We start from the raw sequence: 14221 nt of genomic DNA on the forward strand, positions 1-14221 counted from the left end.
CACAAAAAATGAATGTAACAATTAATTAACTAGTGATTTTGTTGTTTTTACCTACGAATAGTTGTTTTGTGAAGGTGTTTTAATGTTATTTAACGTTATTTGAATTCACTTTTTAAACAAAAAGAGCTGAGAAAATACAATGATATATAATCTTTTTCTGATTCTCACATAATGTTCATAGAGCAGAGTAAAATTCTACTTTTGTGACGATTTATAAAATTGTGAATCTATATTAATCCTTGATAGTTATCTGGATAATCACCTTTTTAATGGGGATTTATATTTAATAGTCATCAATATACGTATTATTTATTTTCTTTTTTGAATAAAAATATAGGGGTGCGTGATACAATTTAGGGGGAAGCGAGTAGGCGTGAAGAAAAACGTACTCGGCTTTTTTCGTACCGTTGCGAAGTTTTTGGTTTCTAACATGCACTGGGCCTTGGTTGGGCAACTGTCATATTACAAGTATTTTGATTTTGTACAGTGTAGTTATGTAACGTAAATAAGGAGGAAACAAATGAAAAGAAAAGATTATCGCAAAATGATTGAAACTCGTGCAAAACAAAAAAAGCGAGCGAAGATGCTGGTCTGTGGGACGATGTTGGCAGCACCACTTTTGATGACATTACCAAATGGGATTGTCGCTAATGCAGAGATCGCAGCTTATGGTGCAAATGTAGAGGCGGAAGGTTATGTAGTATTGGATGATATTACAATTCCAATCCCGGCTGGTGGAACGGTGACTTTTACTGGGGGTACGGGAAATCGCCAAATTGTAATCAACGGACAGAATTATAGCTTGGAAGCAGCTAAAGTAATCGAAATTAATAATGCCTCGATTACCGGTACTGCCAGACTGAACTATTTGGACAATGCTGAAACTATCAAAGTTACCAATTGTACTTTTGCTGATAAGGTGGACTTCAGCCATAACACAAAGCTAACGACACTGGAAGTTTCCGGCTGTGAGTTCAATCGGATTGTAGATATTGTTGGGAATACCAATCTTTCTGCAGCTAATTTCGATGATTGTGATTTTGTCAATCGTGATAGCATAACTGAATATGCCGTTCACGCGAATTCGAACAAAACGGGTTTTGACTTATACTTGAATGAGTGTCGTTACGCCGGCAGCAACATCCCGGGTAATAATAGTACAATCCATAATATCCAAGGAACAACTCACTTCAGCCAAGACGAAACACCAACAGATGTCGGACCGAGTGCGTTTGTTGAAAAAGGGACCATCACAGTGGACGGGGTTGACTATAATGTCTTTGGCAAGAAAATTTGGTCTTCTTTTAGCGGTAACAAATTAATTGTACGGGAAAACAATTCTGTTGGGACGGTTCTAATCAGTGTCGATGCGCCTCAAAGCATTGTGTACGATGGGGTTCGAGGAAATTTGGTAGATGTCAATGGACTGGAATCTTTAACGTCATTAGTGATTAAAGATTCCTATTTTGATAATTATTTGGCCGCGGGATCAGGCTCTTTGGTTGAGTGCGAAGTCTCCAATACTTATTTTGGCCAATATATTCACGTCAGATGGAATCCAGGGTTGAGTAATATTGTTGTCGATCATGTCTTTACCGGACAATATATCACGATTAACGACAATGGGTATGAAGACACATCAATCTCAATCAGCAATACCTATGCTAGTTCTTATATTGATTTGGCCATGGGAAAAGGAAAATTTGCGCTGAAGAATACTTCTACTAACAGTTACTTGGTCTATAACCATAATGGTGATTCAAATGTAATTGATATTCCAGACGGAGATGCTGACGCAGATGCAGATGCCGACGCCGATTCAGATGCTGACGCAGATGCAGATGCCGACGCTGACGCAGATGCCGATGCCGATGCCGACGCCGACGCCGATGCAGATGCTGACGCCGATGCCGACGCCGATGCGGATGCTGACGCAGATGCTGATGCGGATGCCGATGCCGATGCAGATGCCGATGCGGATGCCGATGCTGACGCAGATGCAGATGCCGACGCAGATGCAGATGCCGACGCTGATGCCGATGCTGACGCGGATGCTGACGCCGATTCAGATGCGGATGCGGATGCTGACGCTGATGCCGATGCCGACGCCGATGCAGATGCAGATGCGGATGCAGATGCTGACGCTGATGCGGATGCGGATGCGGATGCGGATGCTGATGCCGATGCAGATGCCGACGCTGATGCCGATGCCGATGCCGACGCCGATGCGGATGCCGATGCTGACGCTGACGCGGATGCGGATGCTGACGCGGATGCGGATGCCGATGCTGATGCCGACGCCGACGCAGATGCCGATGCGGATGCCGACGCAGATGCGGATGCGGATGCTGATGCCGATGCTGATGCCGATGCAGATGCAGATGCCGATGCGGATGCTGATGCAGATGCCGACGCTGATGCAGATGCTGACGCTGACGCAGATGCAGATGCTGACGCCGATGCAGATGCAGATGCTGACGCGGATGCCGACGCGGATGCCGACGCCGATGCTGATGCGGATGCCGACGCGGATGCCGATGCAGATGCAGATGCAGATGCTGACGCCGATGCAGATGCAGATGCCGACGCCGACGCCGACGCCGATGCTGATGCTGATGCGGATGCCGACGCGGATGCGGATGCTGACGCCGATTCAGATGCAGATGCTGATGCGGATGCCGACGCGGATGCGGATGCCGACGCTGATGCCGACGCTGACGCTGACGCTGACGCCGATTCAGATGCTGACGCGGATGCGGATGCCGACGCGGATGCGGATGCGGATGCTGATGCCGACGCTGATGCCGACGCTGACGCCGACGCTGATGCCGATGCTGACGCTGATGCCGACGCTGATGCCGATGCCGACGCCGATGCTGATGCAGATGCCGACGCTGATGCGGATGCTGACGCTGATGCGGATGCTGATGCGGATGCTGATTCAGATGCTGATTCAGATGCTGATTCAGATGCAGATGCCGATGCGGATGCGGATGCCGACGCTGATGCCGACGCCGACGCCGATTCAGATTCAGATGCGGATGGGAATACCAATATTACAAATAATATTACGAACAACACGGACAACAGTACGACCATAAATAATACTGACAATAGCACCAACACCAACAATACTGACAACCATTACTACAATAAAGCAGGTGGGGGGTCCCCAACAGCAAGTAAGTCTGCTAGCTTGCCAAAAGCTGGTGCTGTTGCTGATCCAAGTATGGCAGCGATGGGGGTAGGTGCAATTCTGACAAGTCTAGGGCTGTTCAAAAAACGTAATAGAAGAAAATAAGCGGCTTCTATTTTGAGGCACAAGGGTGACTGGGAATATTTTCAGTCACCCTTCAGTCACTACCGGAAAAGAGCAGGGCACACCAAAAATCCAGTTTTTCAAGTTAGTGAAGAATAGTGATTGTCCTTGGAGATTCGGCGGCTCCGCAAACGACTGTCAAATAGGGAGTGAAGAAAGATGGAAAAAAGCAAACGCCGACTATTGGAAGAAATCAAGGAGTTTTTACGAGACAAAAAACTGTCAAATACCAAAGAAACGGTCCTGTTCGTAACTGTATGTAGCCAAAATAAGCGCGGAGATGTCTGGTCTACCAGTGGGCCGGATTTTGAGCGGACTTGGCAAAAGCTGCTGCGCTATTTGGACAGGTATCGGCCGTTGCCCCGGTGGCTAAAAATTGACATCAAAACGGGCAGTGAACGGATCCCAGCCTCAGAAGGAATCCGGCGTTTTGCCAGAGTGAAACGTAATAACTATTTTCAATTTGGTGTTTCCTTTAAGAAAGATGGCAGTTGTTGTTTTTTACCAGAAGAAATCAGCGGAAATGCGTTACTAACCCCGGTGAAAGAGCATAAAGTCGGCGAAAATCCCGCTCGACTACAGTTGAATGCCATCAATATCCGCGGCTATCTCAAACGGCGATATCAGCGAATCATTCCGAATCCATTAGCCTATTTTGATGATACTTGGGAATTTTTCGAAACGGCCGGAGTTTTTATCGAGGCGGGTCACTGGCTACCTTTGGAAACGGATTTCTTTGGCAGAGGGATGCGACAGATTACAAAAGAAAATCAACTGGAACAATTGGCAGTGGCAATTCAGCGAGGTACGGACTATCTTTTTGAGCAGATTCATTCAGAGGGCTCCTTTTGCTATGGTTATTATCCGGCTTATGATAAACAACTGCCCGGTTACAACAGTGTCCGCCATTTTTCTAGCCTTTATGCGTTGTTAGAAGCAACAGAGTACCTGGCATCAGATACTGCGGCGGAACTCGACCTCGAGCAGTTAACCAAAATCGAAAGTGCATTGGATTGGGGTTTAGAACACCTTTGCGTGGAAAAAGAGGGCCATTTGTTTATCGCAGAAAGGGTCAAACAGGAAGTTGAGTTGAAATTGGGGGCACAGGCCATCGCGATTTTAGCTTTGGCTAAATATGAGGCAGTGACAGGCTATGATTTTTATCACCCGATCCTTTTGAATTTACTGGAAGGACTGCAAGTGTTTATCGACGAACAAGGACGAACAACCCACGTTTTGACCGAGAGCCTACAAGTCAAAGAAAAATTTCGAATTGTATATTACGATGGTGAGGCACTCTTTGCGCTGATGCGGGCGTATCCCCTGACGAAAGATTCTCGTTGGTTGAAGCTGGGGGAACTGCTGATGGATCGTTATGTAAGAGAAGGCTATGAGCGGTATCATGATCATTGGCTCAGTTATTCTGTCAATGAGTTGACTCGTTACGTACCAAAGCAGGAATATTTCCGCTTTGGTGTGAAAAATGCTCTGGAAAATCTGACTTTCATGGAGAACAGAGACACGGCTTATCCGACTTTTTTGGAACTGCTGTGTGCGGCTGAGCGAATGTTTGATCGAATCCAGGAGACAGAGGGGCAAGACGAGTTGTTTTCAAAAGCAGAATACCATCAATTACAAAAAGTGCAGGAAAAGCGGGCGCTGCACGAAATGCGTACAGGTATTATGTGGCCGGAATATGCGATGTATTTCGCCAAACCAGAGACAATTGCTTATGGATTTTATGCTCGACATGATCGAATGCGGATGCGAATTGATGATGCCGAGCACTTTCTTTCCGGCTTGATCAATTACAGCCTCTTGCGACGAAAAGCAGCTGTGAAAGAAGCTGGTGGTTCACTTGTCACTGAAGTAAAAACAGGAGAGCCAGCTGGTATGCTACAGCCAGTAACGTCTATCTCGTCAGTAACTGCACCAGTAACCGGGCTAAAAAAGACCGATTTTCAGCAATTTAATGGCGTGTTTTTTGATGAGGGCCATATGTCTTTCAAAGAGATCACTGATTTTGAATATTTTCCGGCGGATGTGAAGCAGATCAATCTACAACGGGCTTTTCTCGACTTGTCTGATGAACGCATTGAAAAAATTACAGGTAAGGCTGTCAAATGGCAACATCGAGAACAGTTCATCCGCCAAAATCATGAGAAATTTAGCTTATTGGTGACAGAACGACCAATTGAAAGTCTAAGAGATAAATTGCCTCAGTTCATTGTTCCTGATGTCTGGGAATTTATGTACGAGGTAGCTGCTTTTCTAAGAAGCAAGTTTACTGGACCAGTAATCGGTATTACCGGTTCAGTGGGGAAAAGTTCGGTGCGACTGATGCTAGAGCAGTTACTGAAACCAGAATATCGGATTTTGAGCAACAGAGGCAATCATAATACCCGCTTGGCGATTCCGCTGTATCTGTTAAAGTTGGCTCAAAATCCGGAAATAGCGCTGTTGGAAATCTCATTGAATGCATTGAATAGCCGAGATCGCGGGCCGCAGAGTTTGCTTGTTGAACCAACGATTGCTATCTTGACTTCTGTGGATTTTGCTCACGTTCGCGGGGTTCAGGACTTACATGTCATTGCGCAAATCAAAAGTCGAATTTTTGCAGGACTTGTACCAGGGGGCACTGCCATCATAAACGGTGACATTGAGTCGACGTTACTAGAATCTATCCTTTTTGAAGCTGGAAAGACAACAGGACAGTTGCTGACTTACAGCATGTCGGGAAAATCTGATGCTGACTTATATCTGGTCCAAAGAAAGACACTAAAGGAATTGACAGAGGTGACTGTGGCATATCGGGGCATCCGTTACACGTATCAATTGTCTCTTGCCAGCGATGGAATGATTGAAAATTCAATGGCGGCTTTTCTCACCTTGTGCAGTCTGAGTCTGGATCCACAACGATACATGGAGCGGTTACAGACTTTCAAAAGCCTGCCAAAAGTTATGGAGAAGCACAGTGGTCGTTTAGCAGGAAAACAAGTGACAATCATTGATGACACCCATAATGCAGCAATTCCTTCAATGATTAATGGGATTAGGGCCTTTGCCCAACAGACTGTCTATTACAGTGGAAGGAAAATCTTGGTATTGGGACAAGTAGCGGATTTGGGTGAACATACAGAAAAGCTGCATGAAGAATTGGTCCCAATTATTGATACTTCAGGTGCAGATTTACTTTTGGCTTACGGGTCAGCGATGGAAGCGGTGGTCGCCAAAACCAGGATTCCGGCGGATTGGTTTTCGGATATGGACAGTTATGTAGCGAGAGTTTTAGAAGAAGTCACGGATCATAGTTTACTTTTATTGAAGGGTTCTGTTTCAGGAAGTGATTACCATAAAATCAGTGAAAGGTTGTTGAAGCGCTTAGTCACGGAGCCAGTCGTAGCCCGAGTGTGAGAAAGGAGAGATGGCGGTGTCAGATATCAGCGAAAGGTTATTGTATGTCTTGAGTCATGTAAATCTTCGTCGCGTTGCCTTAATCTTGTTTCTATTGATGACTTCAGCTGCTTTCATCTACCAGCGATTCACCCGCAGAAAAAGGAAACAAGAGGAAAGCTTCCCCGAATACGAGCAAAATGAGGAAGGCTTATATCCTTGGGAAGTAGATACGGATGATTCACCAAAGCGGATCGCCAAAGATGCAAAACGTTACATCAATCAGCATCAACCCCGACGAGGACGATGGTAAAAGGCAAACGTTTGAGTAAAATGAATCTAGACGAAAGATCCGGTAACTAAATGTTGCTGGATCTTTCTTTGGTGAAGCCTGCAACTATTATTTTTCAAGGAATAGTTGTGTAAGGAAACCAAGCAATGCTCAAGGCGAATTGCCGAACTATTTCTTATAAAATCTAGAAAATGATAGCTTTTTCACGTACAAACCAGTATAATAAGGCGAGAAAATAACGGGAGGTACACAATTTTGAAAATTCGGCGCAGTGAACGGCTGATTGATATGACCCATTACCTGTTGGAACATCCACATGATCTGATTCCTTTAACTTTTTTCGCTAAACGCTATGAATCCGCAAAGTCTTCAATCTCAGAGGATTTAGCCATCATCAAAAAGACATTCAACATGCGTGGAACGGGCATTCTGGAAACAATACCTGGTGCAGCGGGCGGTGTGCTATTCGTGCCTGAGATCACTAAAGAGGATGCATTGGCATATATTAATGAGCTTTGTGGTGAGATGAGTCAGCAAAACCGACTCTTGCCGGGGGGCTATGTTTATCTTTCTGATTTACTAGGCCAACCAGATTTACTACGTCAGGTGGGACGGATCATCGCCTCTCAGTACCTAGGTGAAAAAATTGATGCGGTCATGACAGTAGCGACTAAAGGTGTCCCAATTGCTCAAGCAGTTTCCTATTATTTAAATGTGCCGTTTGTCATCGTGCGACGGGATTCAAAGATTACAGAAGGCTCCACGGTCAGTGTCAACTACGTGTCAGGATCGTCTGAACGCATCGAAAAAATGGAATTATCCAAGCGCAGTCTGGCTCGCGGATCCCGTGTGCTAGTGGTGGACGACTTCATGAAAGGTGGCGGCACCGTCAACGGGATGAAGAGCTTGATTGAAGAGTTTGAATGCGAACTGGTAGGTGTCACTGTCTTCGCTGAAGCAAAATTTAAAGGCGTGCGGGCAATCAATGAGTATACCTCCCTCTTATTCGTAGAGGATGTTGACACGCGTACCAAGACTATCTCGGTTGTACCTGGGAATTATTTTTCAGAGAAATGAACTGAATGATTGGGAATTGGGGCAAGACGGGTGACAAGATTTTAAGTGATACGTCATCAAACGAGATTCCTATCCTAAAGCAAAAAGCAAAACGGTAGAACAGACTAGCCATTGTGGTCTGTTCTACCGTTTTTTATTAGACAAAAGACAAAAGAATCACAAAACAATCGAATTTCTTCAAATTTTGTTGCTTTTTCACGTCAATTCGGAGGATTTAGTGAAATGTAATATTAAATGATATTGTAACTGTTTTCTTGATATTTTTTTAAAAAATAACGGTTAGATGTTTTCAAAACGGTTGTTTTATGGCTTAAAAATATAACATTAGAGAGAACAAAACTTAATATTAATTTTATGATTTGCGGTAATAAATCATCTTTAATAAATCGTTTTATAAGCGTTTAATAAGCGATAGCTCAGAAATGTTAAAAAATATAAAATATTTGAACTTGACTAAAAAAAACGGGGCGACTAATATTTAAACATAGTTATTCTATATACGTGGTTCTCATAGGAAAAGGCGGTAAATATTTCTTTTTTATAACACATGGTTTTAGCTTTTTTGAATTTGTCCGAATAATCTTGAATCGAAGAATTTTAATTTGATTTAGTCAATATATCACAAGGTTAAGGCATGTGTGAATCACTGGTATGAGTACCCTGAAGTTATTGTAGGATTGGAGGAATAGGAATGAGCCAGGTTTTATTGTTGACCAAAAACTGTTTAGCGGATATGCAGTTTCAGCAGGATCTGCAGACCCTGAATTTTGAGGTATTCTGCTCATGTAGTGTACTGGAATTGTTGAACTATAAGATGGATATCAAAGAGTTAGTCGGTTTTTTTAAAATTGTAATTTTGAGTGAAAGCCTGTCAGAAGCCGAAGTAGCGGTAATTGTTCCTCAGCTTAGCACATATGATGTGGCCATCGTACGAAAAGATCATCAGGCTCCAGATGAAGAAAAGTTGGCAAAATGGGAACAGCTAGGCATCGATGAATGGCTGGCGGATAGTGATTCTATTGCGGATATTCGCGAAAAGTTAACTACCGCTCAAAAGCGGAATAACAAAAACATTATTGAATTTTCTTCTCTTTCCAGAAATCAAAAAGGCATGCTTAACGGGGTCTATCATCCGGCAATTAGTTTTGAAACCAAACTGCCGCCAAACTTCCTGGAAGAGCTAAAAAGTGAGTTTAGCGAGCAAGAGCAAACATTGTTTAATGCGTTGCTTATTCGTCAAAACGTTCCACTGACAAGGGAGGAAATCTGCGATATGCTGTGGCCCTCGGCAGATGTTGACCACAAGCTAGCCCAAATCTCGATTATTATTCGAAATATGAAGAAAAAAATAGCTGGTTTAGGTTTCGGTGGGGAAAGTATACGAACGCGCCGTGGCGTCGGTTATGTACTGTGCCAGGGGTTCTATGAACTACTGATGGAGGCTGATGCCGCAAATTATTTTCAGTGTAAAATCCATAGCCGCTAATCAAAAAAATGTTGAATAGTGTAAGTTTAGATCGGTATTTAAAAGCGGTAAGTGCTGCTTTTAAATATCGATCTGTTTTTTTATATATGTATATTTGCTGTTTTTAAACGGATATGAACCATCTTTACATCACCTTGCCTGCAAATTATCGGATACAAATTAGAGAAAGTAAAATTTGAAACATGGTGTTTAAGGTTAAGAAAGTGGTGATGACAACAACGAGAAATTTAAGTGTACTACTTTTCTAAAACTAATAAAGCTGCTAAGAGTCAGAGATAGCTGCGTTTTTCAGCGCGATTTATCCCTCAAATCTTTTTTTTGTGGTACCAATTGTATAAATAACATTTCAGATCTTACACTTGAGAAGTGTGTTTTTTTATATACTTATATAAGTTATTCAATGTATGTCTTGACAGTGGATAAAAAAATTGCGAAAGTTAAAAGATAGCGGAATAAAAGTACATAATATTGGTGAAAGTGTCAAAGAATAGGACGGCCAGAATGAGGGCTGTCTAGAAGAAATGAGGGGTTGGTCATGAAGCGAATCTTGCTGATCACAAAAGACTGCGTTCAGGAGAAAAAAAGACAAGCAGAGCTGCAGTCTAGAGGGTATGAGGTATTTTGTTCGGAAAGAGTCTTGAAACAGATTTTGGAGGGAAAAGAATTACCAGGCTTTTTTGATTTTTTTCAGATTATTTTGTTGAGCGAACAGTTAGCAGATAGAGAGGCTCAGGAAGTAACATGGGCAGTTAGAAAAGGAACCAGTGCCCAGACACTTGTTTATCGTTTCGTCCATGAATTGCCGATGCAGGATACCTGGACGCAGCAAATCACCGCATATTTGGAAGCGGATTCCGACTTGGCGTTGCAACAGTTGCCACCGGCTCATTTGCAGACAGGAGCCATTGCTTGTTTCAGTAAAAAATCTCCGACAGACATAGCAAGTACGGCGGTTGCTTTTTATGATGTGCACTGGTTTTTTAAACGGTTAGAAGAAAGTTTGAGTACAGAAGAGCTCCTTTTGCTGGAACAGATTTTTGCCACCAAAGGAAAGTTATTGCCGTTTGAAGAAGTATCCGTGACTTTTTCAAATAATAAGAGAAATAGCGAGCTGCAAGGAGATATTCGTAGTTTAATCTTTAATCTACGAAAAAAAATTACTGTGGCTGGTTATCAGGGTTCCAGTATTTTGCTGGAAGGTTCGGCTTGTTATTTGTCACCGGCTTTTTCGCAGTGGTTTGCTGCAGCCAAGCAGGCATTATGAGAGCCTTGGGATTTTGCATTGGTATTAGGGAAAGGTTGATGCGTTAAGCCCGTTACTTTGAGAGCTGGTGCTGGTGTTGGAAGGGAATTGCCTTTGCTAAAGAAATGGGTAAGGCAGCTTATTCTCTTAAAAAAAGTGCCAGTGGTCTGTCATTGGTCTATATTTTCGATGTTGAAAACCACTATCAGGTAGGCTAAACTAAAGCATAGATCATTCAAACAGTCATTTTGGAGAGTGTTTTATCCAGGTCATGGATCAGAATAGAAAAAACACCACGAAGAAATCGACGTAATGCTGGAGGAAAATCATGACAGAACGCTATGCGATCATTTTAGCAGCGGGGAAAGGGACCCGCATGAAATCAAAATTATACAAGGTGCTTCATCCTGTTTGTGGCAAGCCCATGGTGGAGCATATCATCAATCGGGTGGAAGAGACGGAGCCTACTGAAATCATTACAATCGTCGGTCACGGTGCCGATAAGGTGAAAGAGCAGTTGGGAGATCGGACGGAGTATGCACTGCAGGCGGAGCAATTAGGGACAGGTCATGCAGTTTTACAGGCAGAGTCATTTTTGAAAGGTAAAAAGGGGACGACGTTGGTAATCTCTGGAGATACGCCGCTGTTGACTTCAACGACCTTGCAAAACCTATTTGAATATCATCAAGGGAAAAATGCCAGTGCGACAATCTTGACTGCTAAAGCTGATGATCCCACTGGCTATGGCCGAATTTTGCGAGACCATGTTGGGATTGTAGAGAAGATTGTGGAACAAAAAGATGCAACGATAGAAGAAGCCCGCATTCAAGAGATCAATACCGGTACGTATTGCTTTGACAATGAGCTGTTGTTTGATGCTCTGGGTAAGTTGGATACTGACAATGCTCAAGGAGAATATTACCTGACAGATATCATCGAGATTCTCAAAAATGAAGGGAAAAATGTCGCTGCTTACATGACCGAAGACTTCGATGAATCGCTGGGGGTCAACGACCGGGTGGCATTGGCCAAAGCAAACGAAATTATGAGAGGGCGCATCAATCATCAACATATGGTTAATGGTGTCAGCTTTATTGATCCAAAAGCGACCTATGTGGATGACGGCGTACAAATCGGTGCTGAAACAGTCATTGAACCGGGTGTTTATCTGAAAGGGGCAACGGTGATTGGCGAAAACTGTCTGATTACTGCCAATTCTCAACTCGTGGATTCTGTGATAGAAGACGATGTTGTTATTAAATCTTCGGTCATTGAAGAGAGTATCGTGCATAGCGGTGCGGATGTCGGTCCTTATGCTCACCTGCGCCCGCAAGCTGAGATTGGCCCGAAAGCCCATATTGGCAACTTTGTGGAAGTCAAAAAAGCGGTGATCGGTGAAGGTTCCAAAGTTGGTCATCTGACCTATGTCGGGGATGCGACGCTGGGTAAAGATATCAATGTTGGCTGTGGAGTCGTCTTTGTCAATTACGACGGCAAAAACAAGCACCACACCACCGTGGGCGACCACAGTTTTGTGGGTTCAAATGCCAACTTGATTGCTCCGGTAACGATTGCGGCCAATACCGTGATTGCGGCTGGTTCAACGATTAACAAAGATGTTCCGGAAGGCGCGATGGGAATCGCCCGCGCTCGTCAGGAAAATAAAGCAGATTTTGCTAAGAACTTTCCTTTCTTTCAAGGCTAGTTTTTAAAAACTTACTGACAGGGACGAAAGATAAAAATGTAAGTGTTAAAAAACTGAAGGTGCCCAATCGTAGCACTGGCGGCTCACAGATTTTGTTTTGATCTGCGAGCTTGCTGTGCAGGATAGGGACCTTCAGTTTTTTTGCCGATCATCGAATCAAACTCCGCTTTGTGAAGCCGATCTTTTTTGCGACTGTCAGGAGGGCTTTGTTGAAGTCTTACAGATAGCCGCCGCTTTGGAGAAGAACTGTTGTGACGGGTTCTTTTGTGAAACGTTATCGTATCTGTTCTGGGAAGCGGGCAAAATTGGCGGTCTGGATTTCTTCTAAGCTGTTTCACAGAGTGCACGAAAACACTTGATTTATTTCATGAAAATGACTACTATTTACTAGGAAGCAACACGGATTTTGACAAGTCTTTTTCGGCTGTGACCAACTGCTGATCCCCGAATCTGTCCGCCAATCAGAGGGCTCGCTTCTGTTTTCTTCATTTATTTGCGGAATTTCCAAGAAAACAGACGTCTTGCAAAAAGTGTCCTGGGATTTGGTGGAGAGCGTTATTGGAGTCGAGTCCGATGTCACTGCCCCATCATGCAGGAAAGAAAGCGGAGGAAACCATGTCTAACCATTATTTTGATCCAAGATTGAAGATTTTTGCCTTGAATTCCAATCGTCCCCTTGCCGAAAAAATCGCAGAAGCTGTCGGTGTTGAGCTGGGAAAATGTTCTGTTAACCAATTTTCTGACGGCGAGATCCAAGTCAACATCGAAGAGAGTATTCGCGGGGCTCACGTCTATGTGATCCAATCCACATCTAGTCCGGTCAATGACAATCTGATGGAATTGCTGATTATGATCGATGCTTTGAAACGCGCCAGTGCGAAAACGATCAATGTGGTGATGCCTTATTATGGCTATGCTCGCCAAGACCGTAAAGCACGCTCTCGGGAACCAATCACAGCTAAATTGGTAGCCAACATGATTGAAAAAGCCGGAGCTAACCGGTTGGTGTGTCTGGACCTGCATGCGTCCCAGATCCAAGGATTCTTTGATATCCCAGTAGATCATTTGATGGGTGCACCATTGATTGCCAACTATTTCCTCGATAAAGGAATCCAAGGTGACGATGTTGTCGTGGTATCTCCTGACCATGGCGGGGTAACTCGTGCCCGTAAATTGGCAGAATTTTTGAAATCTCCAATCGCCATCATTGACAAACGCCGACCAAAAGCCAACGTGGCTGAAGTGATGAATATCATTGGACACGTTGAAGGCAAGACTTGTGTCCTGATTGATGACATGATTGATACAGCAGGGACCATTACTTTAGCAGCCAATGCCTTGAAACAAGCCGGTGCTAAAAGTGTGTATGCTTCTTGTACGCACCCGGTATTGTCCGGCCCAGCAATGCAGCGGATTCAAGACTCCGCCATCGAACGCTGCGTAGTGACCGACTCTATCAATCTGCCGGAAGACCGCAAGATCGACAAGATTGATGAAATTTCCGTGGGTGCCTTGATGGGTGAAGCAATCAAACGGATTCATGAAAACAAACCGGTCAGCCCTTTGTTTGAAACCAATATGAAATAAGTTTACGCATAAAAAACCGTCACCTCTGAAAAGTCTGGTGGCGGTTTTTTTCGCAAATAGAGAAGTTGACAAGCGGTCAAAAAATCTTTTGTTGCGCCGTACTTCTTGATGGCTATCAA

The 14221-nt window shown here is 43.9% G+C and carries 8 protein-coding genes; all 8 read left to right on the forward strand.

Annotation, left to right across the window (positions count from 1 at the left end):
• The first annotated feature begins 520 nt into the window (after positions 1-520).
• The 8 genes from ACOMA8_RS04655 (at position 521) to ACOMA8_RS04690 (ending at position 14102) form a co-directional block, all read left to right on the forward strand.
• Entirely contained in the window at positions 521-3301 is a 2781-nt protein-coding gene (locus tag ACOMA8_RS04655) for an LPXTG cell wall anchor domain-containing protein (RefSeq protein WP_421368896.1), read from the forward strand.
• 177 nt (positions 3302-3478) lie between these two features.
• A complete protein-coding gene (locus ACOMA8_RS04660) occupies positions 3479-6733 on the forward strand; it encodes a Mur ligase family protein (RefSeq protein WP_421368898.1) in 3255 nt (1084 codons plus the stop codon).
• Between the two features lie 16 nt (positions 6734-6749).
• Positions 6750-7025, forward strand: a complete 276-nt coding sequence (locus ACOMA8_RS04665) for a hypothetical protein (RefSeq protein ID WP_237580464.1) — start codon at positions 6750-6752, stop codon at positions 7023-7025.
• A 234-nt stretch (positions 7026-7259) separates the two neighbouring features.
• The gene (purR, locus tag ACOMA8_RS04670) at positions 7260-8081 is read left to right on the forward strand and encodes a pur operon repressor (protein WP_161900314.1); all 822 of its coding nucleotides are present in this window, start codon (positions 7260-7262) and stop codon (positions 8079-8081) included.
• A gap of 706 nt (positions 8082-8787) precedes the next feature.
• Positions 8788-9567, forward strand: coding sequence for a helix-turn-helix domain-containing protein (locus tag ACOMA8_RS04675; protein ID WP_421368901.1), 780 nt, complete (start codon positions 8788-8790; stop codon positions 9565-9567).
• Positions 9568-10102: 535 nt separating this feature from the next.
• Positions 10103-10831 carry a hypothetical protein gene (locus ACOMA8_RS04680; RefSeq protein ID WP_421368903.1) on the forward strand — a complete coding sequence of 243 codons (729 nt, stop codon included), beginning with the start codon at positions 10103-10105 and terminating at the stop codon, positions 10829-10831.
• Positions 10832-11138: 307 nt separating this feature from the next.
• Positions 11139-12515 carry a bifunctional UDP-N-acetylglucosamine diphosphorylase/glucosamine-1-phosphate N-acetyltransferase GlmU gene (gene glmU / locus ACOMA8_RS04685; protein WP_161900311.1) on the forward strand — a complete coding sequence of 459 codons (1377 nt, stop codon included), beginning with the start codon at positions 11139-11141 and terminating at the stop codon, positions 12513-12515.
• Positions 12516-13130: 615 nt separating this feature from the next.
• A complete protein-coding gene (locus ACOMA8_RS04690) occupies positions 13131-14102 on the forward strand; it encodes a ribose-phosphate diphosphokinase (protein ID WP_161900310.1) in 972 nt (323 codons plus the stop codon).
• The last annotated feature ends 119 nt before the right edge of the window (positions 14103-14221 follow it).

Source organism: Enterococcus infantis (assembly GCF_049166715.1).
GTDB lineage: Bacteria > Bacillota > Bacilli > Lactobacillales > Enterococcaceae > Enterococcus_C > Enterococcus_C leclercqii.

Coding starts and splice junctions, on each gene's coding strand:
- ACOMA8_RS04655 (WP_421368896.1), top strand. CDS start 521: ATGAAAAGAAAAGATTATCGCAAAATGATTGAAACTCGTGCAAAACAA.
- ACOMA8_RS04660 (WP_421368898.1), top strand. CDS start 3,479: ATGGAAAAAAGCAAACGCCGACTATTGGAAGAAATCAAGGAGTTTTTA.
- ACOMA8_RS04680 (WP_421368903.1), top strand. CDS start 10,103: ATGAAGCGAATCTTGCTGATCACAAAAGACTGCGTTCAGGAGAAAAAA.
- glmU (WP_161900311.1), top strand. CDS start 11,139: ATGACAGAACGCTATGCGATCATTTTAGCAGCGGGGAAAGGGACCCGC.
- ACOMA8_RS04690 (WP_161900310.1), top strand. CDS start 13,131: ATGTCTAACCATTATTTTGATCCAAGATTGAAGATTTTTGCCTTGAAT.